This window comes from Mycolicibacterium psychrotolerans (assembly GCF_010729305.1).
Lineage (GTDB): Bacteria > Actinomycetota > Actinomycetes > Mycobacteriales > Mycobacteriaceae > Mycobacterium > Mycobacterium psychrotolerans.
The window spans coordinates 403,206-428,909 of sequence record NZ_AP022574.1 but is presented as its reverse complement, the minus strand read 5'-3'; the positions used below and the strand labels follow the sequence as shown (position 1 = coordinate 428,909).

Sequence of the window (25,704 nt, the reverse complement as noted above, 5' to 3'; positions counted from 1 at the left end):
GTGCGGCTGATCGCGATCCTGCTGGCGCTCGTGCTGACCGCCACCTCCTGCTCGGGTGAGCCTGCAGACGACGACGTGTACTCGGCCGCGACCGCGGCGATCGGAGAATCGCTGGCCACCCTCGGGTGGAACATGTCGGTGGCCAACCTGCGGTTCGACGCCGACTACGTGCTCATCGACGTCGACGCCGCACCGTCGCAGCAGGGCGGGGCGCACGCCAAGCCCTCCGACATCCGCTTCGGCCTCTACGGCGCACTCGACCACCCTGTCGAGGCGAATGCGCTCGGCGGCTGCGAGGACGTCACAACTCTTGCGCTGCAACCTCTTTCGGCCCCGACGCCGGACCGGATGTCCGGCACGGTGTGCATCGGCCCGTTCCGGGACCAAGCTCAGGTGCGCGGCGTGTACGCCTACTCGCCCCGCGACCGCATGCCGGGCACGACGATCGCTTACCCGGCGGCCTTCCCGATCGGCCTGCCGCAGATCAACGCCAACGACACCGGGCTGAGCATCAAGGCCACCAGCCTGGACGCGTTCCGGGCCGACGGCACCGCGCTGGACCCGACCGCGCTGGGCGATCCCGAGGCTTTCTCGGGCAAGGGCTACATGCTGATCGGTCTCGACATCAGCGGACTGGCGGCCCGCTACCGGGACGACTCCGCCGCGCGGGGCGGTCCGCTGATGGTGGTGGCCGCCCCGACGCTGCCTGGCCGGGGACTCAGTCACGCCTGCAGCGTCTACGGCGCCTCGCTGCTGGTGCTGCCCGAGGCGTCGCGGGAGGGCGTGCAGGTCCGGGCTTCGCTGTGCACACAGGGCGAGATCAACCAGGCGCTGCTGTACGCCACGGTGTCGGTGGTGGGCACCCACGCCGTGCTGTGGACGCGCTGATGACCGACGAGCCCGGCCCCACCGAGTGGGGGGACGGTCCGGGCGTCGGGCCGTGGCCGGGTCCGCTGCCCGCCGACGCCCGTTTCGACCCGGAGCTGTTGCGCGACGGCGACACCCGCAACGTCGTCGACGCCTACCGGTACTGGACCCGCGAGGCGATCGTCGCCGACATCGACGAGCGCAGGCATCCGCTGCACATCGCGATCGAGAACTTCGGCAACGACGCCAACATCGGCGGCGTGGTGCGCACCGCCAACGCCTTCGCGGTACACACCGTGCACATCGTGGGGCGGCGGCGCTGGAACCGCCGCGGCGCCATGGTGACCGACCGCTACCAGCGGCTGCGTCACCACGACAGCACCGCGGCGCTGCTCGACGCCGCGGCCCGGGAGGGGCTGACCGTGGTGGCGGTCGACAACGTGCCCGGCGCCGCCCGGATCGAGGAGGTGACGCTGCCGCGCGAGGCGTTGCTGGTCTTCGGCCAGGAGGGGCCCGGCATCACCGACGACGCCAGGGCCGGTGCCGCGCTGACGGTGTCAATCGCGCAGTTCGGCTCCACACGGAGCATCAACGCGGCGGTCGCCGCGGGGATCGCGATGCACACCTGGATCCGCCAGCACGCCGACCTCGGCCGGGCGTGGTGACAGCAGGATCCAGACCCCGACCGCCGAGATGAGCAGCAGCAGCGCGCCCACCCCGGAGGCGACCGACAGCCCGTGCGTGAACGCGGTGCGGGCCGCGTCGAGCAGGCCCTCGGCCTGCGCCGCAGGCAGGGTGTCGGCGGCGTGCACGGCGCTGGCCAGCGAGTCGCGGGCCTGGGCGGCCGCCGGGCCGGGGATTCCCGGGGCGACGACGACGGTGCGGTAGACCGCGGTGACGATGGAGCCCAGCACGGCGATGCCGAGCGCCATCCCGAGCTCGTAGGCCGTCTCCGACACGGCCGCGGCCGCACCGGCCCGCTCTCTGGGGACGCTGGCGAGGATCACGTCGCTGGCTACGGTGAACGCCAGGCCGAGCCCGACTCCGACGACGAAGAGCGATATCCCGAGCGGCGGGTACGGCGCGATCGGCGTGAACACCAGCAGCGAGACCATCATCCCGGCCATCGCGACGCCCACCAGCGCCAGCCCGACCGTCAACACCAGGCGGTGGGAGAGGCGACGCACGAGCAGGCCGGCGATCACGCCGAACACCGTGGCCGTCACCGCGGCGGGCAACTCCGCCAGCCCGGCGTGCAGCGGCCCGTAGCCGTGCACCAGCTGGAAGTACTGGGACAGGAAGAACACCAGCCCGGACAGGCCGAGCACCGAGAGCAGGTTGGCGGCGACCACGCCGGAGAACCGCGGGTTGGCGAACAGCCGCACGTCGATCAGCGGGTGCGGCAGCCGCAGCTGCCGCCGCACGAACAGCGTCAGCGCCGCGGCGCCGAGCACCCCGGCGATCACCACGTCCCCGCCGATGCCGTGGCTCAGGCCGGCGAAGCCCTCCTTGATCGCGTAGACCACGCCGATCATGCCGACCATGGACAGCGCCACGCTGGGCAGATCCCAGGGACCCGGCTGCGGGTCGCGGTGCTCGGGCAGCAGCACGATGCCGCCGACCACGAGGACCACCATCACCGGGATGTTGATCAGGAACACCGATCCCCACCAGAAGTGTTCGAGCAGCACGCCGCCGACCACGGGGCCCAGTGCGGCGCCGGCCGAGAATGCCGACGCCCAGATGCCGACGGCGATGCTGCGCTGCCGCTGGTCGGCGAAGATCCCGCGGATCAGCGCGAGCGTGGCCGGGGCCAGCGTCGCGCCGGCCATGCCGAGCAGCGCGCGCGTGCCGATCAGCATCTGCGGGCTCGTCGAGTAGGCGGTGAACACCGAGAAGGCGGCGAAAGCCGTTGCGCCGCAGAGCAACAGCTTCTTGTGGCCGATGCGGTCGCCGAGGCTGCCCATGCTGATCAGCAGCGCCGCCAGCACGAACGAGTAGATGTCGCCGATCCAGAGGATCTGCGTGCCGGTGGCGCCGAGGTCGGCGCTGATGAACGGTGTCGCCAGCGCCAGCACGGTGCCGTCGACGCCGATGAGCAGGACGGCAAGGGTGAGGACGCCGAGAGCGAACCAACGGCGGGTCATGAGGGTCGTACTCCGTTCAGAAGGAGGTCGGTGATGATGCGGCCGAAGTCGCGGGCGGCGACGCGGCCGACGCGGATCGACCAGTCGGTCGCGGTGACGAGGCTGTAGAACGCCTCGGTCAGCCACGCCGCGGGCAGCTCGGGCCGGAACTCGCCGTCGCGTTGTCCCCGCAGGAAGAGGTCGGTGATCGCGCCGTCGATCTCCTCCCACACCTCGAGGCAGGCGGCCGGATCCTCCTGGCTCTGGCTGTACAGCAGGGCCAGGTACGGCGACACCGGTTCGCAGGCGGTGACGAGTCGGCGCAGCGCCTCGGCGGCGCTGTCCTCGTGGAGCCGGGCGGCGGCGATGACCGTGCCCATCTCGGCGATGGCGAGTTCCTCGAGCGCCGCCATCAGCGCGACGCGGCCCGAGAAGTGCCGGTGCAGCGTCGCGCGGCTGACGCCGACGGCGGCCGCGATCTCGTCCTGCGTCGCGTTCGGTCGGCGACCGAGGTAGTCGGCCGCCGCGCGAAGTAGATCGTCGCGACTGGACATGAGACGACTATAGCTCAGATGAGACATATTTGTCTCATGGATTCGCGGCGCGGGGTGAGGCAGGATCGACCCATGGATCAGATGTGGGCCAACCGCGCCGCCAGCGCCGAAGCCGCGATCACCACCCGCCACCTCCGCAAGCTCTGGGGACTGCCGGGCACCCAGCTCGGCGTCGTGGCATGGCCGGCCGCGGGCAAGCAGCGCCGCTTCGGGACGTGGCACTACTGGTGGCAGGCCCATCTGCTGGACAACCTGGTCGACGCGCAGGTGCGGGACCCGCAGCCCGAGCGGCTCGACAGGATCGTCCGCCAGGTCCGCGGGCACCGGCTGCGCAACATCGGCCGGTGGACCAACGACTACTACGACGACATGGCGTGGCTGGCGCTCGCGCTGGAGCGGGCGGGCCGGCTCGCCGGTGTGGAACGGCCCAAGGCACTCGACACGCTCGCCGACCAGTTCCTGACGTCCTGGGTGCCCGAGGACGGTGGCGGCATCCCGTGGCGTAAACAGGACCAGTTCTTCAACGCCCCCGCCAACGGGCCCGCGGGCATCTTCCTCGCCCGCACCGAGGGGCGGTTGCGCCGAGCGCAGCAGATGGCCGACTGGATCGACGAGACACTGATCGACCCGGAGACCCATCTGGTGTTCGACGGGATCAAGGGCGGTTCGCTGGTGCGTGCCCAGTACACCTACTGCCAGGGGGTGGTGCTCGGGCTCGAGACCGAACTCGCGGTACGCACCGAGGATCCCCGCCACGCCGAGCGGGTGCACCGCCTGGTCGCCGCGGTCGCCGAGCACATGGCGCCCGACGGCGTGCTCAAAGGCGCCGGCGGCGGTGACGGAGGCCTGTTCCACGGCATCCTGGCGCGCTACCTCGCGTTGGCGGCCACCGCGCTGCCCGCAGGCGGGCCGGAGGACGAGGCGGCCCGCGCCACCGCCGGATCACTGGTGCTGTCCTCGGCGCAGGCGGCGTGGGACAACCGGGCGACCGTCGAGGACCTGCCGCTGTTCAGCGCGTTCTGGGAGCGGGACGCCCAGGTGCCGACGGCAGGTACCCAGGACGCGCAGTTCGTCGAGGGTGCGGTGAACTCTTCGGAGATCCCGGAGCGCGATCTGTCCGTCCAGCTGGCAGGCTGGATGGTGATGGAAGCCGCTCACACCGTCGCCGGTGCCCGTGACTGAACCGGCCACCCAGCGCGGATTCCCGCTGCGGCCCTCGAGGCTGAGCCGCGGAAGCACCGCGAACAAGACCACCGATAACACGGCCGCGGCGCTGCTGCTGACGTTCACCGTGATCGCCATCCTGTGGGCGAATTCGCCCTGGGCGCATGCTTATTCGACGTTGCTCGAGACCGATGTCGGGGTCAGCCTCGGCGAGCATCACGTCGAGATGTCGGTCAAGCACCTCGTCAACGACGCGCTGATGACGTTCTTCTTCTTCATCGTCGGTCTCGAGGTGACGCGCGAGTTCACCATCGGCGAACTGACCGACCGGTCGCGCGCCGCGGTTCCGGTGGTCGCGGCGATCGCCGGTCTGGTGCTGCCGGCCGTGGTGTTCCTGGTCTTCAACCCGTTGGGGGAGAACGCCCAGGCGTGGGGGGTGGTGATCTCCACCGACACCGCGTTCCTGGTGGGGGCGCTGGCGATCATCAAGCCGGTGTTCCCCGCGCGGGTCCGGCTGTTCCTGCTGACACTGGCCGTCGTCGACGACGTCGGCGCGCTGTGCGTGATCGCGCTGTTCTACTCCGACGAGATTCGCGTCGCCCCCCTGGTGGTGGCGGTGGTGCTGCTCGTCGCGCTGGCTCTGGTCCGGTATCTGCCGAAGGCACGCGGACCCGCCTACGCGGTGCTCGGCGTCGCGCTGTGGATCGCGCTGTACCTGGGCGGGGTGCACCCGACGCTGGCCGGGGTCGCGGTGGCGCTGCTGATCCCGGTGTTCACCCCGGAACGGCGCCCGGTGGAGCGGGCCGTCGAGCAGATCCGCGCGTTCCGGCAATCGCCCAACTCGCAGTACGCGCGGGCGGCGAGTCGCTCACTGCAGGAGTCGATCTCGATCAACGAACGACTGCAGACGACGGTCGGGCCGATCGTGTCGTTCGGCATCCTGCCGTTGTTCGCGTTGGTCAACGCGGGGGTGCGGCTGGACGCGCAGAGCCTCGGCGCGGCGCTGCGCTCCCCGCTGACGTGGGGGATCGTCGCGGGCCTGGTGATCGGCAAGTTCGTCGGCATCACCGGCGCCACGTGGTTCATGCGGCGCACCGGGCTGGGCGTGCTGGCGCCGGGTCTGACACTGCGCCGGATCATGGGCGGTGCCGCGCTGTCGGGTATCGGCTTCACGATCTCGCTGTTCATCGTCGACATCGCCATCACCGATCCCGGCCGGCAGGACCAGGCCCGCATCGGCGTGCTCGCGGCCTCGGTGCTCGCGTTCGTCTTCGGGTGGGCGATCTTCCGGATCACCGACTGGCTCAGCCCGCCCGAGCCCGTCGGTCTGCATCTGCTCCGCCCGATCGACCCCGAGCGCGACCATGCCCGTGGAGAGCCCGACGCACCGCTGACCCTCGTCGAGTACGGCGATTTCGAGTGCCCGTTCTGCAGCCGCGCGACCGGCTCGATCGACGAGGTGCGGGCGCACTTCGGCGATGAGTTGCTCTACGTGTGGCGGCATTTCCCGCTCGAGCGGGCCCACCCGCGGGCGTTCGACGCTGCCCGGGCCAGCGAGGCCGCGGCGCTGCAGGGCAGATTCTGGGAGATGGCCCGTCAACTGTTCGCCCACCAGGATGACCTCGAGTGGTCCGACATCTACCGGTATGCGGTCGCGGCGGGCTGCGACATCGAACGGTTCGACGCCGATGTGCGCGTCCACTCGTCGAAGGTGCTGCACCGGGTCACCGACGACGCAGAGGACGCCGAGGCGATGGACCTCAACGCGACGCCCACGCTGTTCGTCAACGGCAAGCGGCACCGCGGACCCTGGGATGCCGCGAGCCTGATCCGCGCGCTCGAACAGTCCCGGACCGCGCGGTTGTAGAAGGGCGCCGCTAGCCGGTGTTCTCCAGGTCCCACTCGGGCAGGCAGATGCGGGCGAGCTCGTCGAGGCGGATGTTCAGTACCGCCGCCAGGGCGGCCACCGTGGTGAACGCCGGGGTGGCAAGGCGGCCGGTCTCGATCTTGCGCAGCGTCTCGGGAGAGATCGACGCGGCGTGGGCGACGTCGGCGGCCTTGCGCTCGCCCCGCGCGTCACGCAGGTGGGCGCCGAGCCGGCGGCCCGCGGCGCGCTGCTGCGGCGTCAAAGGGGATCGCACCATGGGGCTGAGGATAGACTGGTATTTCTATACCGGTCAATGAAAGGGTGTGCTAGTGGTCGAGTTGAAGACGGTGGCGGAGATCGAGGCCATGCGAGTCACCGGGGCGTTCATCGCCGAGCTGCTCGACGACCTGGCGCAGCGCGCCGCGGTCGGGGTGAACCTGCTGGACCTGGAGCAGCGCGCCCGGGACATGATCGCCGAACGCGGCGCGCAATCGTGCTACTGGGACTACGCGCCGTCGTTCGGTCGCGGGCCGTTCCGCAATGTCATCTGCCTGTCGGTCAACGACGCGGTGCTGCACGGGCTGCCGCGCGACTATGTGCTGCGCGACGGCGACCTGCTCAGCATGGACATCGCGGTCTCGATCGACGGATGGGTCGCCGACTCGGCGCGCAGCATCATCGTCGGCACGCCGCGCGCCGAGGACCAGCGGATCATCGAGGCGACCGAACAGGCGCTGGCCGCCGGGATCGCCGCCGCGCGGCCCGGGGGGCGCCTCGGCGACATCTCGGCGGCGATCGGCGCGGTGGCCGCCGACTACGGCTATCCGGTCAACACCGACTTCGGCGGCCACGGGCTGGGCCGCACCATGCACGAGGATCCGCACGTGCCGAACGTCGGGCGCGCCGGGCGCGGCATGGAGTTGCGGCCGGGCCTGACCCTGGCGCTCGAGCCGTGGCTTGCCCAGGGCACCAAGAAGATCGTCTACGACCGAGACGGGTGGACGATCCGGTCGGCCGACGGGTCACGCACCGCGCACAGCGAACACACGATCGCGGTCACGGATGGTGCGGCTCTGGTGCTGACGGGCCGGCCTGCTTAGCGGCCTTGCGGCGCTTGTACCACTCCCAGATCATCGGGGTGATCGACGCGACGGCGATGAAGATGAAGATCGGCTCGAGGAGCTTCTGCACCACCTCGAACTGGCCGAGGCCGTAGCCCATCAACACCAGGCCGACTCCCCAGAGCACCGCGCCGAGCACGTTGAACGCGGTGAACAGGCCGTAGCTCATGCGTGCGGCGCCCGCGGTGAGCGGCGCCAGCGTCCGCACGATCGGCACGAAGCGGGCGATCACGATCGCGAACGGCCCGCGCTGCTCGAAGAACAGGTGCGCCTCGTCGAGGTAACGCTGCTTGAGCACGCGCGCGTTGGGTTTGAACATCGCGGTGCCCAGGCTGCGGCCGATCCAGTACCCCACCTGTCCGCCGAGGATCGCCGCGATCGGGATGAACACCAGCAGCTGCCAGAGGTGGAAGTTCGCATCGACGGCGTCGGCGCGGGCGGCCGTGCCCGCGGCGAGCATGCCCGCCACGAACAGCAGCGTGTCGCCGGGCAGGATCGGGAACAGCACGCCGGATTCGACGAAGACGACGACGAGGATGCCGACCAGTGCCCAGGTGCCGAAGTACCCGATGAGGTTGATCGGGTCCAGAAAGTCCGGCATCAGCGCGAGAGTGTCGACGACCACGGGTCTCAAGGGTACCGGCGCTCTACAGTGAGGCATGCCCACCCACAAGGCTGTCCACGTCGCTGAAGCTGAGGCACCGCTGGCCCTGGTCGAGGTCGACACGCCGTCCCCGGCCCCGGGTCACGTCCGCATCGATGTCGCGGCCTGCGGCGTCTGCGGCACCGACCGCGAATTCCACGCAGGCCATTTCCCCGGGCTGCAGTGGCCGTTGACGCTCGGCCACGAGATCGCCGGGACGATCGCCGAGGTCGGCGACGGGGTGGAGGACTTCGCGGTCGGGGATCGGGTGGCGGTCGGCTGGTTCGGCGGCAACTGCAATCGCTGCGTCCCCTGCCGCAAAGGCCGGTTCATGCAGTGCGAGCGGATGGAGGTGCCGAGCTGGCACTACCCCGGCGGCTATGCCGAGTCGGTGGTCACGCCCGCCACCGCACTGGCCCGCATCCCCGACGGGTTGTCGTTCGTCGAGGCGGCCCCGATGGGCTGTGCGGGGGTGACGACGTTCAACGGGCTGCGCCAGACCCGGGCGAAGGCCGGCGACCTGGTCGCGATCCTGGGTGTCGGCGGCCTCGGCCATCTCGGCGTGCAGTTCTCCCGGGCGATGGGCTTCGAGACGGTCGCGATCGCGCGCGGCACCGGGAAGGCCGAGGAATCCAGGCGACTCGGCGCGCACCACTACATCGATTCGACCGAGCAGGACGTCGCCGCGGAACTGCAGAAGCTCGGCGGCGCCGCGGTGGTGCTGGCCACCGCCAACAACGCCGCCGCCATGGCGGCCACCGTGGCCGGGCTGGGTCCGGCCGGCGAACTGGTCGCCGTCGGCGTCACGCCGGAGAATCTGCCGATCAGCCCCCTGGACCTGATCAACGCGGGGCTGTCGGTGAGCGGGCACCCGTCCGGCACATCGCGCGACGTCGAGGAGACGCTGCACTTCGCGCTGCTGAGCGGGGTGCGGGCGATGGTCGAGGAGCGGCCGCTGGCCGAGGCCGCCGAGGCCTTCGCGGCAATGGACGCCGGGCGCGCCCGCTACCGGATGGTTCTGACCGTGTGAGCGCACCCCGTTCCTGAGATACTCCAACCACCCCAGCCGAGAGGAACCGCCATGCCCATCGCCACGCCGGAGGTCTATGCCGAGATGCTCGGCCGGGCCAAGGAGCATTCCTTCGCCTTCCCGGCGATCAACTGTGTCGGCTCGGAGAGCGTCAACGCCGCGATCAAGGGTTTCGCCGACGCCGGATCCGACGGCATCATCCAGTTCTCCACCGGCGGAGCGGAATTCGCGTCCGGCCTGGGGGTCAAGGACATGGTCACCGGCGCGGTGGCGCTGGCCGAGTTCGCGCACGTGATCGCCGAGCGTTACCCGATCACCGTCGCGCTGCACACCGACCACTGCCCGAAGGACAAGCTGGACGGTCTGGTGCGGCCGCTGCTGGCGATCTCGGCCGACCGCGTCGCCAAGGGGCAGAACCCGCTGTTCCAGTCACACATGTGGGACGGGTCGGCGGTGCCGATCGACGAGAACCTGTCGATCGCGCAGGAGCTGCTCAAGCAGGCCGCTGCGGCGAAGATCATTCTGGAGATCGAGATCGGGGTGGTCGGCGGCGAGGAGGACGGCGTCGAGGCCGAGATCAACGACAAGCTCTACACCACGCCCGAGGACTTCGAGAAGACCATCGCGGCGCTCGGCGCCGGTGAGCAGGGCAAGTACCTGCTCGCCGCGACGTTCGGCAACGTGCACGGCGTCTACAAGCCCGGCAACGTCAAGCTGCGCCCCGAGGTGCTCGCCGAGGGGCAGAAGGTGGCCTCGGCCAAGCTCGGTCTGCCCGAGGGGTCCAAGCCGTTCGACTTCGTCTTCCACGGCGGCTCGGGATCCCTGAAGTCGGAGATCGAGGACTCACTCAAGTACGGCGTGGTGAAGATGAACGTCGACACCGACACCCAGTACGCGTTCACCCGGCCGATCGTCGGCCACATGTTCACCAACTACGACGGCGTGCTCAAGGTCGACGGCGAGGTCGGCAACAAGAAGGTCTACGACCCGCGCAGCTACTTCAAAAAGGCCGAGGCCGGAATGGCCGAGCGTGTGGTCGAGGCGTGCAACGACCTGCACAGCGCCGGCCGCAGCGTCACCGCCGGCTAACTGCTGGGGGCCTGGCAGATCTTCCACTGGTCGTCGCGGAACTGCAGGTCGAAGCTGCGCGTCGAGCGGGTCTGCGGTGCGGAGGCCATGAACGTGGTCACGTTGGCCTCGGCGTGGTCGCCGTTGATCACCACCTGGTCGATGCTGGCGACGACGGGATACTGCTTGGCCGCGGCGACCCGCGCGTGGGTCTGCTCCCACGACTTGTCGCTGTAGCCGACGTAGCTGTCGCGGGTGGTGCCGCAGGTGATGCTGCGCAGCGTCGCCAGGTCCCCGTTCTGCACGGCGACGTCGAAGTTCTGGATCGTGTCGCGGACCTGGTCCTCCTGCGACGCCGACGGTGACGAGCCGCGGGTCAGCAGGATCGTGCCGACGATGGCGATGGCGGCCAGCGCGGCGATCACCAGCACGATCGCGATCACCCAGCCCCAGCTGCGCTTCTTGCCGGGCGGCTTCGGCGCGTCACCGCGCGGTGGGATCTTCTGCGGCGCAACGGGCTGCGCCGGGAAGGCCTCTGTCTCGGCATGGCCACCGGTGCCGAACACCTCGGTGGCAGGCTCGGTGGGCCGGTTGATGATCTGGGTGGAACCCGCGTCGAAACCGGGTGCCGTGAAGCGGCGCTCCTCCTGGGACTGCGCCGACGGATCCTGCTCGGCGGGATCAGCGGGCGCGAAGACCTCGGTGGCGGGCTCGTGGTCGGAGTCGGTGGGCTGGTCCGGCTGATCCGGGCCTGTGGGGTTCGACATCGGAGTGCTGCGGTCCTCCCTGACGGCGCTATGGCCGAAGCTTATCCATCCGCGGTGACGACTGAGTAACCCCGCACGGCACAATGGTGCCCATGACTCGGATGGGCGATCTCCTGGGACCGGAACCGGCACTGCTGCCGGGTGACCCGGAGGCCGAAGCCGAGTTGGACGCCGCGGAGAACCCGGCCATCGTGGCCGCGGCGCACCCGTCGGCGTCGATCGCCTGGGCGGCGCTGGCCGAGGATGCGCTCGCCGACGACCAGGCCATCACCGCGTACGCCTACGCCCGGACCGGTTACCACCGCGGGCTGGACCAGTTGCGCCGCAATGGCTGGAAGGGTTTCGGCCCGGTGCCCTACCGCCATGAGCCCAACCGCGGCTTCCTGCGCTGCGTCGCCGCGCTGGCCCGCGCCGCCGACGCGATCGGGGAGGTTCCGGAGTACCAGCGCTGCCTGGACCTGCTCGACGACTGCGATCCGGCGGCCCGCGCCGAACTCGGCCTGGCCTGATCTCACCGCTTCTCGACCGCCGCGCGCACAGCGATCGGCAGGCGTGGCGGGGCTACCGGTTCTGGCTTTCGCACTCGCAGTCGGCGGCCGCATCGGGCGGCTCGACCTGGACGGTCGCATGGTCGAGGCCGCGCGCGGCGAGCACCGCGCGCGCGTCGTCGAGCACCCTCGCGGAGTCGCCCTTGCTGGTCAGGTGCGCGGTGACCATGTCCTTGCCCGGCACCAGCGTCCACACGTGCAGGTCGTGCACCTCGGTGACGCCCTCGACCGCGCACAGCGCCGCGCGCAGCTCGTCGACGTCGATGTGGCTCGGCGAGGTCTCCGACAGGATCCGCAGTGCGGCCCGGGCCAGCGAGATCGCCCGCGGCAGCACCCACAGCGCGACGAACACGGCGACGACGACGTCGGCGTACGGCCATCCGGTGGTGACGGTGACGATGCCCGCGATCAGCACGCCGATGCTGCCGACGGTGTCGGCGACGACCTCCATGTAGGCGCCCTTGACCGCGAGGCTGTCCTTGGACTGCGACCGCAGCAGCAGCACGACCACCGCGTTGGCGAGCAGGCCGGCGAGCGCGACGACGATCATCGGCACGCCGGGCACCTCCGGCGCGCCGCCGAGGCGTTCGACGGCCTCGTAGAGGATGAAGCAGGCCACGCCCATCAGCAGCACCGCGTTCGCGACCGCGGTGAACACCTCGGCGCGGTGCCAGCCGTAGGTCCGCGACGGCGACGCGCTGCCGCGTTTGGCGAGCAGCACCGCGGTCAGGCCCATGAACATCGCGACCAGGTCGGTGAGCATGTGCCCGGCGTCGGCCAGCAGCGCGATCGAGTTGATCGCCAACGCGGTACCCAGCTCGACGGCGAAGAAGATCGTCAGGATCCCCGCGGCGATGAGCATGCGGGAGACGCGGGCGTCAGGGTCGTTCCGGTGACTGTGGTCGTGTCCCGCACCCATGGGGCCGAATATATGCGCAAAGTCGCATATGTGGCAAGGGGCCTACTGCCAGGCCGACCAGAACCGGGTCAGTTGCCCGCCCACGGCCGACAGGTACGACGGCACCCCGGACAGCTCGAACAGCCAGTAGACGGCCGAGAAGAACCACTGGTTCACGCCGGGGGCGAACAACAGCAGCAGCAGGATCAGGAAGCCCCACTGCTTGGCCGGCGCCACGGCGCGCTGCGTCTGCGGGCTCAGATGCGGCTCCAACGCGCCGTACCCGTCCAGACCCGGAATAGGCAGCATGTTCAACAGGAACGCGGTGACCTGCAGAAACCCCAGGAACGCCACCCCGGCCCAGAACACCGAGTGCGCCGGGTCGTAGAGCAGCCGGGTCAACGCCAGCAGCACGACCGCGAACACCAGGTTGACCGCCGGGCCGGCCAGGCTGACCAGCGTGCGCTGCCGCGCGGTCATCCAGCCGGTCTGCACGTACACCGCGCCGCCGGGCAGACCGATGCCGCCCAGCGCGATGAACAGGATCGGCAACCCCAGCGAGAGCAGCGGGTGTGAGTACTTCAGCGGATTGAGCGTCAGGTAGCCGCGTGCGGCCACGTCACGGTCGCCGAACCGCCAGGCCGAGTACGCATGGCCGAACTCATGCAGGCACAGCGACACCAGCCAGCCGAAGATCACGAACACGAACACCCCGGCGTACGCCATCGGTGCGGCCTGCGCGGCCGAGAGCCAGGCGAGCACCCCGCCGGCGGCCGTCACCGCGATCAGCGCCAGGAAGGGGGGACTCGGCCGCACCGACTGGTGCAGCGGACGGATGCTCACTCACCCAAGCTACCTGCGGCCGACCCGCAACCAGCCCTCCGTGTGCCGGTAGAACGTCGAGCGCCGGAGCGGCCGCGGGCCGGTCACGCCGTCGCGGGTCACCAGCGCGCCCGTCGTGCCCAACTGCGCGGCCCGCCCGGCCACCCAGCGCCGCGGTCGCCACCGGCCCGGGAGCACGGCGGCGCGCAGGCCGGGCAGCTTCGCGGTCGGCTCGATGCGGACCGCGGGGGCCTCGCCGTCGAACAGCACGGTGTCGTCGACGACGGCCTCGCCGCGGATCGTGCGCTGCCCCTCGGCGGGCCGCCACTGTGCCGCCCCGACGACGACGGTGCCGGTCTCGTCCCTGATCAGCGGCACCCGGGTGGCGGGCGACGTCAGTGCCTGCCGTGCCCGCCAGTGCCGTCGGACGTGGGCCACCTCGATGTCGAGCCGGTCCGCGCGCAGCAGGGCGGTCAGCGTGGCGGCCAGGTCTGCGGACGAGCCGACCACGACGACCCGGCGCCAGGCCGTGATGCCGTCCAGTCCGGTGGTGGGCAGCTCGCGCAGCGCGCGGGGCGCCCGGCGGTCGCCGAAGGTCAGCAGCGCGACGGGCGGGGTCTGGGACCGCGATCGGATAAGGTAGCTCACCGGCTGCACACACTATGCACAGCAGACGAGCGGAAGAGGCGCGGCATGCCGGCAATAGTCCTCATCGGCGCCCAGTGGGGCGACGAGGGCAAAGGTAAGGCCACCGACCTGCTCGGTGGCCGGGTTCAGTGGGTGGTCCGGTACCAGGGGGGTAACAACGCCGGCCACACGGTGGTCCTCCCGACGGGGGAGAACTTCGCGTTGCACCTCATCCCGTCGGGGATTCTCACCCCGGGCGTGACGAACGTGATCGGCAACGGCGTCGTCGTCGACCCCGGGGTGCTGCTCACCGAGCTGCGCGGCCTCGAAGAGCGCGGCGTGGACACCGAACGCCTGCTCATCTCGGCCGACGCGCACCTGCTGATGCCCTATCACGTCGCGATCGACAAGGTCGTCGAACGGTACGCCGGCAGTAAGAAGATCGGCACCACCGGCCGCGGCATCGGCCCGTGCTACCAGGACAAGATCGCGCGGCAGGGCATCCGTGTCGCCGACGTGTTGGACCCGGCGGCGCTGGCCGAGAAGATCGAGGGCGCACTGGAATTCAAGAATCAGGTGCTGGTCAAGATCTACAACCGCAAGGCGCTCGACGCGAGCGAGGTGGTGGAGAACCTGCTGGCGCAGGCCGAGGGTTTCCGGCACCGCATCGCCGACACCCGGCTGCTGCTGGGCACCGCGCTCGAGCGGGGCGAGACGGTCCTTCTGGAAGGTTCGCAGGGCACCCTGCTCGACGTCGACCACGGCACGTATCCCTTTGTGACGTCATCAAATCCGACGTCCGGAGGGGCGGCCGTCGGCTCAGGCATCGGGCCCACCCGCATCACCACGGTGCTGGGAATCCTCAAGGCCTACACCACGCGCGTCGGGTCGGGGCCGTTCCCCACCGAACTGTTCGACGAGTACGGCGAGTATCTGGCCAAGACCGGCGGCGAGGTCGGGGTCACCACCGGCAGGCGCCGTCGCTGCGGGTGGTTCGACGCGGTCATCGCGCGGTACGCCACCCGGGTCAACGGCATCACCGACTACTTCCTGACCAAACTCGACGTGCTGTCGAGCCTGGAGACGGTGACGATCTGCGTCGGCTACACCGTCGACGGCAAGCGGACCGATGAGATGCCGATGACCCAGAGCGACATCGCACGCGCCGAGCCCGTATACGAGGAACTGCCCGGCTGGTGGGAGGACATCTCGGGGGCCCGCGAGTTCGACGACCTGCCCGCCAAGGCCCGCGACTATGTGTTGCGTCTGGAAGAGCTTGCCGGCGCCCATGTCTCGTGCATCGGCGTCGGCCCCGGGCGCGATCAGACGATCGTGCGCCGCGACGTGCTGGCGTGACGGCCGATGAGCGCTCGCGCGAAGAGCAGATGACCGCCGATGAGCGCTCGCGCGACGAGCAGATGACCGACGATCCCCGGACACTCGATCCGGACTACGACAGCCACGGTGGCTTCCCGAACTTCGAGCCCGCCACTCCCGGCCCCGGTTTCGGACGTTTCCTGACGGCCATGCGCCGCGCCCAGGACCTGGCGGTGTCGGCGAACCCCGACGCCGGCACCTGGGACCGCGCCGCCGACCTGGCCGAGTCGCTGGTCGACCTGCTGGCGCCGGCCGACGCCGCCGAAGGAGTGGGTCCGGCGAACCGGGTGCCCTCGCTGCCCGGCGCGGGCAGCCTGCTGATGCCCCCGTACCGTGTCGCCGAATTCACCGCCGACGGCGTCGAGCTGCAGGTACAGTTCAGCCGGTTCTCGGTGGGCGGGAACCACGCCGTGCACGGCGGTGTGCTGCCGCTGCTGTTCGACTCGGTGTTCGGGATGGTGATCCACGCGACCGGGCGCCCGATCAGCCGGACCGCATTCCTGCACGTGGACTACCGCAAGGTGACCCCGATCGACACGGTGCTCACCGCGCGGGGCTGGCTGCGCGAGGCGCAGGGCCGCAAGGCGTTCGTCAACGCCGAGCTGCGCAATCCGGACGGCGACCTGCTCGCCGAGGCGAACGGATTGATGATTCGGCTGCTCCCCGGACAGCCGTGACGCCGGCTTCAGGGGGGCGATGGAGAAGGGCCTTCGTGACTTCCTGCTGATCTGGTGGCGGCAGCCGTTCGACTTCGCTTGGACGGCAAGACATCTGCGCTCCAGGGGAATGCTGCGCATCCATCAGGTCTTCATCGGTGGTTTCTCGCTGCTCTACGGGCTCATCGCGTTGCTGACGATGCTGTGGGCGTCCCGCGACGGCGGCGCGGTCAACGGGCAGCCGCTGGTGCTGGTCGTCGCGATCAGTTCGGCGGTGCTGGGGCTCATCTGGATCTTCGGCCCGTTCCCGACGGAACGGCAGTCGGCGGCTTTCGCGGTCTAGGCCGACCTCGCGGTGCTCGCCGTGATCGCCTGCTATCAGGACGCCTTCACCGCGATGCCCGGCCTGGCGCTGCTGGCGGCCAACGGCATCTACATCGTGGTGGTCCACGGCCCGCGCCCGCTGGCGCTGCATCTCCTGTTCACCGTCGCGGCGTTCGGGTGGCTGTACGGGCTTTCACTCGCCCAGGACACCGCCGAGCCGAGCGTGGTCACGGTGCGCCTGCTGGTGCTGCTGCCCACGGTCGTCGGGGTCCCGGTGATCGTGCAGTCGTACCTGCTGGCGCTGCGGATGGGAGCGGTCGACGCGCTCTACGATCCGCTGACCCGGCTGCTCAACCGGCGCGGACTGGACGACGAGGTCACCGGTCTGGTGCCCGCGGGCGGCACCCACCTCTCGGTACTGGCCGTCGACATCGACAAGTTCAAGGCCATCAACGACGGCCACGGCCACGACACCGGGGACCGGGTGCTGGTGTCGGTCGCCAACGCCGCGCGCGATGCGGTGACGTCGCTGCGGGCGCGGTCGGTGATCGCCCGGACCGGCGGCGAGGAGTTCGTCCTCGTCGTCGACGCAGGCCCCCGCACGGTGCCCGAGGTGGCCGACCGGCTGCACGAGGCGGTGGCCCGCTGTGACGCCACCGTCGTCCCGACGGTGAGCATCGGCGTGGCGACGGGCTGGGCGTCCGGCGGGGGAGTGCCGACGGCGGTCCGGGCCCTGATCGAGCGTGCCGACGCCGCGATGTACCGCGCCAAGGGCGTCGGCGGCAATTGCACGGTCAGCGCAGATGACGCAGTTCCCGCCGGGGAGTGAGCCGGCGTGCCACGATGACCCGATGACACACCCCACCGGCCGCCAGTTGCGTAGCCTGACCACGCCGCGGGCGGCGGCGCTGGCCGGGGTGGCGTTCGCGCTGCTGTTCGGCGTCGTGCTGGTGGTGATGCGCACCTCGCTGCCCCCGGGCGCGCAGCTGGGATCGCAGTGGAGCGACGGGTCGAGCGGCCGGTTGAAGCTGGCGATCGTGTTGACACCGTTCGCCGGCATCGCGTTCCTTTGGTTCATCGGCGTGCTGCGCGACGGTCTGGGCCAGCTGGAGGACCAGTTCTTCACGACGGTCTTCATCGGCAGCGGGTTCCTGTTTCTCGCGATGATCTTCACGTCGACCGCGGTGGGGGCGGGCCTGCTGGCCAGCAAGCAGTTCGTCGCCGAGGCCGGAACCCGCACCGAGGTGGCGGCGTTCGGGCAGGGCCTGTTGTTGGCGCTGACCGACACCTATGCGCTGCGGATGGCGGCGGTGTTCATGATGTCGGTGGCCACGATCTGGCTGCGGACCGGGTTGATGCCGCGCTGGCTGGTGGTGGTGACCTACCTAGTCGCGATCGCCGTGCTGGTCGCCAGCGACGTCAGCCCGTGGACCACCGTCGCCTTCCCGGTGTGGGTGCTGCTGGTCAGCCTGCTGCTGCTGTTCGCTCCTGCAGCGTCAACGCGCTTGCCGGACAGAGCTTGACGGCTTCGCGGGCGTGGTCGGCAGCCTCCCCGTCGACCTCCTCGGTGAGGACCACCACGATGCCGTCGTCGTCCTGATCGAAGACCTCGGACGCCACCATCACGCAGTTGCCGGCCTGGATGCACAGCTCCCGGTCGGCCGAAACCCTGCTCACCACAACACCTCCAACGACTTCAGACCGTAGATGAAATGGAACGACCTATACGCCACGTCGTCGAAATCCTCGGCCAGCGCCAGGTCCGGGAACCGGTGCAGCAACGCCGGGAACGCGATCTGCATCTCCATCCGGGCCAGCGGGGCGCCGAGGCAGTGATGCACGCCGTGGCCGAACGCCAGGTGCCCGGGAGCCCCCCGGCCGATGTCGAGCGTCTCCGGGTCGTCGATGAACCCGGGATCGCGGTTGCCCGCGGGCAGTGACGCGAACACCAGTCGGCCCGCGGGGATCTCGACACCGGCGATCTCGACGTCGGTGGTGGTGATGCGCGGGATCGACGTCTGCACGATCGACAGGTAGCGCAGCAGTTCCTCGACCGCCGGGGCGACCGCGGTCGGGTCGTCGCGGATCGCGGCCAGCTGTTCGGGGTGGCGCAGCAGCGCCAGCGTGCCCAGCGCGAGCATGTTCGAGGTGGTCTCGTGGCCGGCCAGCAGCAGCAAACCGGCGATACCGATCAGCTCGTCGTCGGTGAGCTCGTCGCCGTGGTCGCGCACCAGCATGCCGAGGATGTCGTCGCCGGGCTCGGCGCGGGCGCGGGTGACCAGCGACGCCATGTAGGCCCGGCCCTCCTGCTGCAGCTCGAGACGTTCGGGAATCGGGATCGACAGGTCGAGCTGACGGCCGCTGCGGCGCTGGAAGTCGTCGCGGTCGGCGTAGGGCACGCCCAGCAGTTCGCAGATCACCAGCGACGGGATCGGCAGCGCGAAGTGTTCGACCAGGTCGGCCGGCGGGCCTGCGGCGGCGAGCGCATCGAGCTGTGCGTCGACGATCTCGACGATGCGGGGCTGCAGCCGCTTGATGCGCCGGATCGTGAACTCAGGGGTCAGCATGCGCCGAAGTCGTTGATGTTCCGGCGGATCCAGCCCGAGCAGGTTCCCGGCCCGGTTGCGGGCCGCCTCCTGCTCGTCGATCGGCGGCGCGCCGGGCACGACGAAACCGGGCGGCCGGCCGTTGGAGAACCGGGCGTGATCCGACAGCACCGTCTTGACGTCGTCATAGCGGGTGACGAGGAAGACCCGCATGCCGAACGCGTTGGTGACGCTCTGCACGCCCACGCTGTCGCGGATCTGCCGCAGCGCCGGCGTCGGATCGAGTCCGTCGCGGCGCATGTGCAGCGGGGGCAGCCCGGGCTCGGGTTCGGCGCGGGTGTCGGCCTGACTCATCTCTCGACGCTACCGGCAAGGCGGCGCAGCTACGGTTGCGCCGCCGCCCCGGCACGGTGCCGTCCGCCGGCCCCGGCGGCGTCGTGCCCGTCGTCGGCGTCGCGCAGCGCAGGCCACCAGATCTTCGGGCCGATCAGGGTGAACAGCGCCGGGATCACCACCGTGCGCACCACGAAGGTGTCCAGCAAAATGCCGAGGCCGACGATGATGCCGACCTGGGTCAGCGCGATCAGCGGCAACACGCCGAGCACGCAGAACACCGCGGCCAGCACGATGCCCGCGCTGGTGATCACCGCGCCGGTGGCCGACACGGCACGCACGATGCCGTCGCGGGTGCCGTGCGCGGGTGTCTCCTCCCGCGCCCTGGTCACGAGGAAGATCGTGTAGTCGACGCCGAGGGCGACCAGGAACAGCAGCGCGAACAGCGGAACGCTGTTGTCCAGGGCGGGGAACCCGAACAGGTGCACGCTCGCCCAGCCGCCGAGCCCGAGCGCGGCAAGTGCGCTCAGCACCGTGACGGCGACGAGGACCAGCGGTGCCAGAGCGGAGCGCAGCAGCACGAACAGCACCAGGAGTACCACCGCGAGAATCGCGGGCACCACCACCGCACGGTCGTGGCCTGCGGCCCCGGCCGCGTCACGGGCCTTGGCGTCCGATCCGCCCACCAGACCGTCGGGGTCGGCGCCGTGCACCGCGTCGCGCAGCGCGTCGATCGTGTCGAACGCCTCGTCGGTGGCGGGCGCGGCGGCGAGCACCACCGACCACTGGGTCAGGCCCTGCGGCGAGGTGCCCGCGGGGGTGGCGGAGACGACGCCGGGGGTGCCGGTGATCGCGCGCTGCACCTCGGCGGTGCGGTCGGTGGAGGCGATCACCAGGGTGGGATCGGTCAGGCCGCTGGGGAAGTGGTCGGCCAGCGTGTCGAAACCGCTGACCGACTCGGCCTCTACCCGGAATTGTTCGGTCTGCGACAGGCCGATCGGGGTGCGCAGCAGCCCGGTACACAGCAGCGCGAGGGCGCCGATCGCGACGACGGAAACGAGCGCAGGCCGCCGCGCCACGCCGTCGGCGACCCGGTGCCACGCCCCGCCTTCGGTGAGCGCGCTCGCCCCGACGCGGGGGATGAACGGCCAGAACAGCTTCCGGCCGAACAGGTCGAGCAGCGGCGGCAGCACCAGCAGCACGAAGACCGCGGCGACGACCAGGCCGGACGCCGCCTGCACCCCGAGGCTGCGGGTGCTCGGGGAGGTCGCGAACAGCAGCGTCAGCAGGGCCAGCACCACGGTCGCGTTGCTCGCGATGATCGCCGGTCCGGCGCGGCGGACCGCGGTGCGCAGCGCGTCGTGGTGGGACTCGTTGCGGCCCAGCTCTTCTCGGTAGCGGGAGATCAGCAGCAGCGCGTAGTTGGTGCCCGCGCCGAACACGAGCACGCTGGTGATGCCGGTGGTCGACCCGTCCGGTGACATACCGAGCCCCTCGGCGACGGCGCTGCCGACCACGCCACCCACCCGGTCGGCGAACGCGATGACCAGCAGCGGCACCAGCCACAGCACCGGAGAGCGGTAGGTGACGATCAGCAGCAGCGCGACCACCGCCGCGGTCACGGCCAGCAAGGTGAAGTTCGCGCCGGAGAACGAGTCGGCGATGTCGGCACCGAACGCCGGTCCGCCGGTGACCTGAGCTCTCAGGCCGTCGGGCAGGCCGTCGGTGGCCGCGGTGCGCAGCGCCTTCACCTCGTCGGTGAGCGCGAAACCGGACAGGTCCGACGTCAGCGGCACCACCGCGATGGCGGCCTGCCCGTCCTCGGAGACCTGCACGGGCGGTCCGGCGTTCCCGGCGCCTGCGGCGGTCAGCATCCGCTGACGCGCCTGATCGGCCGCGCCCCGGTCGGCCGGGGACAGGGCTGCGCCGTCGTCGCGGGTCAGCACCAACAGGACCGGAGCCTGATCGCCGCCCGGGAACTCGGCACGGACGGCGTCGGCACGGGCCGATTCGGCATCGGTGGGTACGGGCACGGGGGATTGATCGCCGGAGTCGCCGCCGCCGAGGAGACCCATCAGCGCACCGGACGCGACGATGACGACGAGAGCGATCAGCCAGGAAAGTCGTCGGCTCATGCCGTCGAATATTTCAGATAATTAACAATTAATCAAATGAACTTTCCGGCTAAGGTGGGGACCGTGCAGCATCACGACCGGCCGACGCTGGAGGCACTGATAGCCGCCGACGTGCGGGCGCTGACCGCGCAGTCCGATCAGATCGGCCACGACTTCGCCGGGCGCCACGCGATGACGGCCAACGACTTCCGCGCGCTGCTGCACATCACCGTGGCCGAGACCGCCGGCGAGCCGCTGGCGGCCGGCGAGCTGCGGACCCGGATGGGCATGTCCGGCGCTGCGATCACGTACCTCGTCGAGCGGATGATCGCGTCCGGTCACCTGCTGCGCGAGCCCGATCCCGCCGACCGCCGCAAGGTGAAACTGCGCGTCGCCGAGCACGGCCGCGAGGTGGCCCGCGACTTCTTCACGCCGTTGGCCGAACACCTCCGCGGCGCGCTGGCCGAGCTTCCCGACGAGGATCTGCGCGCCGCGCACCGGGTGTTCGGCGCCGTTGTCGACGCGATGGGGGCGTTTCGGGACGATCTTGCGGGCGAGCCTGCCGGTGGTTCTGGCAGGCTGGGGGCTCGATGAGTGAGACGAGTGAGGGTGAGACGACGGCGGCCGAGCCGACTTCGGTGCTGCTGCTCAGCGGTGGGGAACGGACGCGTGAGCTGGCGCCGGCCTTCGAGCGGCTGGGTGCTCGGGTGACGGTCTCCGACGACATGGCCGCGAGGACCGACGCCGACGCGCTGACCGCCCTCATCGACGCGATCCGCCCACGGTTCGTGGTGGCGGATGCGGGCGGCGTGGCGACCGATGCGCTGCTGGCCGCGGCGGAGCGCGAGGACGTCGAGGTGTTCCCCACCCCGCGTGCGTTGCGGCTGTCCGTGGACGGCGAGGGCCTGCGCCGGCTGGCCGCCGACGAGCTCGGTCTGCCGACGGCGCCGTTCTGGTTCGCCGGGTCGGTCGACGAGCTCACCGCGATCGTCCAGCACGCCGGTTTCCCGCTGCTGGTCAAACCGGTTGCCGCGGCACCGGGTGAAGGCGAGTCGGTGGTGCTGCGCTCCGACGACGTCGAGCCCGCGTGGCGGCGCGCGGTCGCCGGCGGCCGGCTCAGCCTGCACCGCGTGCTGGCCGAGACGGTGGTCGACGTCGACGTGGAGGTGACGCTGCTGACGGTGCGCACCACCGGCCCCGCCGGTCCGACCGTGCACTTCTGTGAGCCGATCGGTCATCACCGGCCCACTCCTGGCGCGCTGGAATCCTGGCAGCCCCATGCTCTTTCGCCGGCGGCGCTGGACGCGGCGAAGTCGATCGCTGCGCGCATCGTCAACTCGCTGGGCGGACGCGGTGTGTTCGCGGTCGAGCTTCTGGTGCGCGGCGACGAGGTCTACTTCACCGATGTCCGGCCGCGGCCGCAGGACAGCGCGCTGGTGACGCTGCGCTCCCAGCGGCTGTCGGCATTCGAGTTGCACGCCAGGGCCATCCTCGGCCTGCCGGTCGACACCATCATGATCTCGCCGGGCGCGATCGAGATCGCCGACGTCGACGCGGACCCGGACACCGACTCCGACATCGGCGATGCCACGCTGCGCGCCGTGCTGGCCGACGCGCTGGCGGTCGCCGAGAGCGACCTCCGGCTGTTCCCGGCGGGGGAGGGGCGCGGCCGGCGGGTGCTGTCCACGGCCACGGCCCCGGATCCGATCGTGGCCCGCGACCGTGCCCGCCGGGTGGCGTCCGCCCTGCGCAGGTTGTCGTGACCGAATCCGACGACGCGTCGGCCGGCTCGACCGCGACGCCCTTCCTGGGTGCGCTGGCCATCATTGTGGCCATCGTGATCGCAATCTGGCTGTTCAACGTGTTCTCCCACGACGAGCTCACCGACTCCCAGCAGATCGGCCGGGCGGCAGCCGGCCAGAACGACGCGCTGCAGCGCGGTGACTTCGCGGACTTCCGGTCGTTCACCTGCGCGGCCGAGGCCGGTGATGAGACGAAAGTGACTGCGGCGCATCGTGACTCGGTGGCCAAGCGGGGCGAACGGTTCGTCGACGGCGTTTCCGACGTCGCCGTCGAAGGGGACCGGGCGACGGCGGCCGTCACCTACCATTTCGACAAGGACCCCGACGCGAAGCAGACCGTCGACGTGACCTTTCTCAAGGAGGCCGGAGCATGGAAGGTCTGTTCGACCGGTCCCAGCTAGCTGTGGGACACTCACGACCGTGAGCTACGCCGGAGACATCACGCCCGAGGAGGCCTGGAAGCTGCTGAGCGAGAACCCCGATGCGGTGCTCGTGGACGTCCGCACCGACGCCGAGTGGCGCTTCGTCGGCGTGCCCGACCTGTCGTCGCTGCAGCGCGACACGGTGTTCATCGAGTGGAGTCGCACGGACGGCTCCCGCAACGCGGGCTTCGTCGACGACCTGCTGGCCGCCGGGGTCACCCCGGGTGATCGGCCGGTGGCCTTCCTGTGCCGGTCCGGCAACCGCTCGATCGGCGCCGCGGAGGCTGCCACGGACGCGGGCATCGGCCCGTCCTACAACATCCTCGACGGCTTCGAGGGCAACCTCGACGAGCACAGGCATCGCGGCGGCACCGGGTGGAAAGCCGTCGGCCTGCCCTGGACGCAGTCGTGAGCGAGTCGGTACGCACCCCGGCCCCGCTGCCCGACGGCGTCAGCCAGGCCACCATCGGCGTCCGGGGCGGGCTGTTGCGGTCGGGCTTCGAGGAGACCTCCGAGGCGATGTACCTGACGTCGGGCTATGTGTACGAGACGGCCGCCGACGCGGAGAAGGCCTTCACCGGCGAGGTCGACCGGTATGTCTACTCGCGCTACGGCAACCCGACGATCTCGATATTCGAGGAGCGACTGCGCCTGCTCGAAGGCGCCCCGGCCTGTTTCGCGACGGCCACCGGGATGTCGGCGGTGTTCACCGCGCTCGGCGCGCTGCTCGGCGCGGGCGACCGGTTGGTTGCCGCTCGCAGCCTGTTCGGCTCGTGCTTCGTGGTGTGCAGCGAGATCCTGCCGCGCTGGGGCGTGGAGACGGTGTTCGTCGACGGCGAGGACCTGTCCCAGTGGGAGGAGGCTTTGTCCGTTCCCACCCAGGCGGTGTTCTTCGAGACGCCGTCGAACCCGATGCAGTCGCTGGTCGACATCGGTGCGGTCTGCGACCTGGCCCATGCGGCGGGCGCAAAGGTGGTGCTGGACAACGTCTTCGCAACCCCGATCCTGCAGCAGGGCTTCCCGCTGGGTGTCGATGTCGTCGTCTACTCGGGGACCAAGCACATCGACGGGCAGGGCCGGGTGCTCGGCGGCGCCGTCCTCGGTGACAAGGAGTACATCGACGGGCCGGTGCAGAAGCTCATGCGCCACACAGGGCCTGCGCTGAGCCCGTTCAACGCGTGGACGCTGCTCAAGGGACTGGAGACGTTGGCGCTGCGGGTGGACCACCAGAATGCGTCGGCGCTGCGCATCGCGGAGTTCCTCGAATCGAGTCCGGCGGTCAGCTGGGTGAAATATCCGTTCCTGGAATCACATCCGCAATACGACCTGGCCAAACGGCAGATGACCGGCGGCGGCACGGTGGTGACGTTCGAGCTCGCGGGCGGCACCAAGGAGCGTGCGTTCGAGGTGCTCGACAAGCTGCAGATCGTGGACATCTCGAACAATCTCGGCGATGCCAAGTCGCTGATCACCCACCCGGCGACCACCACGCACCGCGCGATGGGGCCCGAGGGGCGGGCCGCGATCGGCTTGGGCGACGGCGTCGTTCGCATCTCGATCGGTCTGGAGGGCACCGAGGACCTGATCGCCGATCTGGCTCAGGCGCTGGCGTAGGTGTCACGCCGATCGGAGCAGAAGAAGGCCCGCCGCAAGAAGCGGCGTGCGGTCCGCGACGATGCCTGGATTCCGGCGCGTGTCGCCGAGCAGCTCGAAATCGCCGCCGAGCTCGAGGATTTCGACGCCCGTCTGACCGAGCGCGGCTGGGAGTTCTCCGAGGACGTCGACGACGAGACCGGCGCCGCCTGGTACTGGCCGGCATCGGAGGCCGACGTCGGCGACGAGGACGAGGTCGTCAACGTGACCGTGGTGCTGCTGACCCCCGAGGACGAGGGCGAGGTGGCCCACGTGGTGTTCGTCGGCACCGCTGACGACTACCAGTTCAACCTCTCCGAGTTGTTCGACCACCTCGACACGATCGAGGCCTACCGATTCGGAGAACCACTGCCGCAGTTCGGCTAGTCGTGGCTA

The 25,704-nt window shown here is 70.4% G+C and carries 30 protein-coding genes; 19 read left to right on the top strand and 11 right to left on the bottom strand.

Annotated features, from left to right (window positions below; genetic code table 11):
- Together G6N45_RS02185 and G6N45_RS02180 are read left to right on the top strand one after the other, a co-directional pair.
- On the top strand, positions 1-888 hold the full coding sequence (locus G6N45_RS02185) for a hypothetical protein (protein ID WP_163720223.1): 888 nt from the start codon (positions 1-3) through the stop codon (positions 886-888).
- Complete coding sequence (locus G6N45_RS02180; protein ID WP_163720222.1) at positions 888-1,532, top strand: TrmH family RNA methyltransferase; 645 nt, start codon at positions 888-890, stop codon at positions 1,530-1,532. The genes G6N45_RS02185 and G6N45_RS02180 overlap by 1 nt, the downstream gene beginning before the upstream one ends.
- Here the strand turns inward: G6N45_RS02180 and G6N45_RS02175 are convergent.
- Positions 1,425-3,014, bottom strand: coding sequence for an MFS transporter (locus tag G6N45_RS02175; protein WP_163720221.1), 1,590 nt, complete (start codon positions 3,012-3,014; stop codon positions 1,425-1,427). The two genes, G6N45_RS02180 and G6N45_RS02175, sit on opposite strands and share 108 nt — an antisense overlap.
- Positions 3,011-3,547, bottom strand: coding sequence for a TetR/AcrR family transcriptional regulator (locus G6N45_RS02170; RefSeq protein WP_246228845.1), 537 nt, complete (start codon positions 3,545-3,547; stop codon positions 3,011-3,013). Before G6N45_RS02170 ends, G6N45_RS02175 begins: the two co-directional genes overlap by 4 nt.
- A 72-nt stretch (positions 3,548-3,619) precedes the next feature.
- Between G6N45_RS02170 and G6N45_RS02165 the strand changes: the two genes are divergently transcribed.
- Positions 3,620-4,729: a glycoside hydrolase family 76 protein gene (locus tag G6N45_RS02165; RefSeq protein ID WP_163720219.1), complete on the top strand. Its 1,110-nt coding sequence runs from the start codon at positions 3,620-3,622 to the stop codon at positions 4,727-4,729.
- A complete protein-coding gene (gene nhaA, locus G6N45_RS02160; protein ID WP_163720218.1) occupies positions 4,722-6,578 on the top strand; it encodes a Na+/H+ antiporter NhaA in 1,857 nt (618 codons plus the stop codon). The genes G6N45_RS02165 and nhaA overlap by 8 nt, the downstream gene beginning before the upstream one ends.
- Positions 6,579-6,588: 10 nt before the next feature.
- Here the strand turns inward: nhaA and G6N45_RS02155 are convergent, their stop codons facing one another.
- The gene (locus G6N45_RS02155) at positions 6,589-6,855 is read right to left on the bottom strand and encodes a helix-turn-helix transcriptional regulator (protein ID WP_163720217.1); all 267 of its coding nucleotides are present in this window, start codon (positions 6,853-6,855) and stop codon (positions 6,589-6,591) included.
- 52 nt (positions 6,856-6,907) lie between these two features.
- Here G6N45_RS02155 and map point away from each other — a divergent pair, with 52 nt between their 5' ends.
- A complete protein-coding gene (map, locus tag G6N45_RS02150; protein WP_163720216.1) occupies positions 6,908-7,678 on the top strand; it encodes a type I methionyl aminopeptidase in 771 nt (256 codons plus the stop codon).
- Here the strand turns inward: map and G6N45_RS02145 are convergent.
- Entirely contained in the window at positions 7,635-8,360 is a 726-nt protein-coding gene (locus G6N45_RS02145; RefSeq protein WP_163720215.1) for a DedA family protein, read from the bottom strand. The two genes, map and G6N45_RS02145, sit on opposite strands and share 44 nt — an antisense overlap.
- On the opposite strand from G6N45_RS02145, the gene G6N45_RS02140 reads away from it, so the two are divergent.
- Positions 8,359-9,372: an alcohol dehydrogenase catalytic domain-containing protein gene (locus G6N45_RS02140; RefSeq protein ID WP_163720214.1), complete on the top strand. Its 1,014-nt coding sequence runs from the start codon at positions 8,359-8,361 to the stop codon at positions 9,370-9,372. The genes G6N45_RS02145 and G6N45_RS02140 overlap by 2 nt on opposite strands.
- Positions 9,373-9,423: 51 nt before the next feature.
- On the top strand, positions 9,424-10,461 hold the full coding sequence (gene fbaA, locus G6N45_RS02135) for a class II fructose-bisphosphate aldolase (RefSeq protein WP_057150298.1): 1,038 nt from the start codon (positions 9,424-9,426) through the stop codon (positions 10,459-10,461).
- On the opposite strand, the gene G6N45_RS02130 is transcribed toward fbaA, so the two are convergent.
- On the bottom strand, positions 10,458-11,207 hold the full coding sequence (locus tag G6N45_RS02130) for an Rv0361 family membrane protein (RefSeq protein ID WP_163720213.1): 750 nt from the start codon (positions 11,205-11,207) through the stop codon (positions 10,458-10,460). The genes fbaA and G6N45_RS02130 overlap by 4 nt on opposite strands.
- A 92-nt stretch (positions 11,208-11,299) precedes the next feature.
- Here G6N45_RS02130 and G6N45_RS02125 point away from each other — a divergent pair, with 92 nt between their 5' ends.
- On the top strand, positions 11,300-11,716 hold the full coding sequence (locus tag G6N45_RS02125; protein WP_163720212.1) for a DUF3151 domain-containing protein: 417 nt from the start codon (positions 11,300-11,302) through the stop codon (positions 11,714-11,716).
- A gap of 52 nt (positions 11,717-11,768) precedes the next feature.
- On the opposite strand, the gene G6N45_RS02120 is transcribed toward G6N45_RS02125, so the two are convergent.
- Genes G6N45_RS02120 through G6N45_RS02110 form a run of 3 tightly spaced genes read right to left on the bottom strand, consistent with a single transcriptional unit; the run spans position 11,769 to position 14,078 of the window.
- The gene (locus G6N45_RS02120) at positions 11,769-12,674 is read right to left on the bottom strand and encodes a cation diffusion facilitator family transporter (RefSeq protein ID WP_163720211.1); all 906 of its coding nucleotides are present in this window, start codon (positions 12,672-12,674) and stop codon (positions 11,769-11,771) included.
- Between the two features lie 42 nt (positions 12,675-12,716).
- Positions 12,717-13,496, bottom strand: coding sequence for a site-2 protease family protein (locus G6N45_RS02115; protein WP_163720210.1), 780 nt, complete (start codon positions 13,494-13,496; stop codon positions 12,717-12,719).
- A gap of 9 nt (positions 13,497-13,505) precedes the next feature.
- Positions 13,506-14,078: a peptidase M50 gene (locus G6N45_RS02110; protein WP_179965333.1), complete on the bottom strand. Its 573-nt coding sequence runs from the start codon at positions 14,076-14,078 to the stop codon at positions 13,506-13,508.
- 90 nt (positions 14,079-14,168) lie between these two features.
- Between G6N45_RS02110 and G6N45_RS02105 the strand changes: the two genes are divergently transcribed.
- From G6N45_RS02105 to G6N45_RS02090, 5 genes are all read left to right on the top strand, one after another.
- Positions 14,169-15,458: an adenylosuccinate synthase gene (locus G6N45_RS02105; protein WP_163720209.1), complete on the top strand. Its 1,290-nt coding sequence runs from the start codon at positions 14,169-14,171 to the stop codon at positions 15,456-15,458.
- A 62-nt stretch (positions 15,459-15,520) separates the two neighbouring features.
- Positions 15,521-16,156: a PaaI family thioesterase gene (locus G6N45_RS02100; protein WP_163727609.1), complete on the top strand. Its 636-nt coding sequence runs from the start codon at positions 15,521-15,523 to the stop codon at positions 16,154-16,156.
- A 19-nt stretch (positions 16,157-16,175) separates the two neighbouring features.
- Positions 16,176-16,478, top strand: a complete 303-nt coding sequence (locus tag G6N45_RS27955) for a hypothetical protein (protein ID WP_179965260.1) — start codon at positions 16,176-16,178, stop codon at positions 16,476-16,478.
- A 21-nt stretch (positions 16,479-16,499) separates the two neighbouring features.
- A complete protein-coding gene (locus G6N45_RS02095) occupies positions 16,500-17,288 on the top strand; it encodes a GGDEF domain-containing protein (protein ID WP_246228844.1) in 789 nt (262 codons plus the stop codon).
- 22 nt (positions 17,289-17,310) lie between these two features.
- Positions 17,311-17,982, top strand: coding sequence for a hypothetical protein (locus tag G6N45_RS02090; protein WP_163720208.1), 672 nt, complete (start codon positions 17,311-17,313; stop codon positions 17,980-17,982).
- Here G6N45_RS02090 and G6N45_RS02085 read toward each other — a convergent pair.
- Genes G6N45_RS02085 through G6N45_RS02075 form a run of 3 tightly spaced genes read right to left on the bottom strand, consistent with a single transcriptional unit; the run spans position 17,924 to position 21,473 of the window.
- Positions 17,924-18,082 (bottom strand): ferredoxin, encoded by a 159-nt coding sequence (locus tag G6N45_RS02085; RefSeq protein ID WP_246229001.1) that lies wholly within the window; start codon positions 18,080-18,082, stop codon positions 17,924-17,926. The genes G6N45_RS02090 and G6N45_RS02085 overlap by 59 nt on opposite strands.
- A gap of 50 nt (positions 18,083-18,132) precedes the next feature.
- Entirely contained in the window at positions 18,133-19,359 is a 1,227-nt protein-coding gene (locus G6N45_RS02080; protein ID WP_163720206.1) for a cytochrome P450, read from the bottom strand.
- A gap of 29 nt (positions 19,360-19,388) precedes the next feature.
- Complete coding sequence (locus G6N45_RS02075; RefSeq protein WP_163720205.1) at positions 19,389-21,473, bottom strand: MMPL family transporter; 2,085 nt, start codon at positions 21,471-21,473, stop codon at positions 19,389-19,391.
- 36 nt (positions 21,474-21,509) lie between these two features.
- Here G6N45_RS02075 and G6N45_RS02070 point away from each other — a divergent pair, with 36 nt between their 5' ends.
- The 6 genes from G6N45_RS02070 to G6N45_RS02045 are packed head-to-tail and all read left to right on the top strand — an operon-like array spanning position 21,510 to position 25,695.
- On the top strand, positions 21,510-22,046 hold the full coding sequence (locus G6N45_RS02070) for a MarR family winged helix-turn-helix transcriptional regulator (RefSeq protein WP_275996898.1): 537 nt from the start codon (positions 21,510-21,512) through the stop codon (positions 22,044-22,046).
- Entirely contained in the window at positions 22,043-23,215 is a 1,173-nt protein-coding gene (purT, locus tag G6N45_RS02065; protein ID WP_163720204.1) for a formate-dependent phosphoribosylglycinamide formyltransferase, read from the top strand. Before G6N45_RS02070 ends, purT begins: the two co-directional genes overlap by 4 nt.
- Positions 23,212-23,655, top strand: coding sequence for an Rv0361 family membrane protein (locus tag G6N45_RS02060; RefSeq protein WP_163720203.1), 444 nt, complete (start codon positions 23,212-23,214; stop codon positions 23,653-23,655). The genes purT and G6N45_RS02060 overlap by 4 nt, the downstream gene beginning before the upstream one ends.
- 19 nt (positions 23,656-23,674) lie before the next feature.
- On the top strand, positions 23,675-24,088 hold the full coding sequence (locus G6N45_RS02055; protein ID WP_163720202.1) for a rhodanese-like domain-containing protein: 414 nt from the start codon (positions 23,675-23,677) through the stop codon (positions 24,086-24,088).
- Positions 24,085-25,290, top strand: coding sequence for an O-succinylhomoserine sulfhydrylase (locus tag G6N45_RS02050; RefSeq protein WP_179965259.1), 1,206 nt, complete (start codon positions 24,085-24,087; stop codon positions 25,288-25,290). Before G6N45_RS02055 ends, G6N45_RS02050 begins: the two co-directional genes overlap by 4 nt.
- Positions 25,291-25,695: a hypothetical protein gene (locus tag G6N45_RS02045; RefSeq protein ID WP_163720201.1), complete on the top strand. Its 405-nt coding sequence runs from the start codon at positions 25,291-25,293 to the stop codon at positions 25,693-25,695.
- The last annotated feature ends 9 nt before the right edge of the window (positions 25,696-25,704 follow it).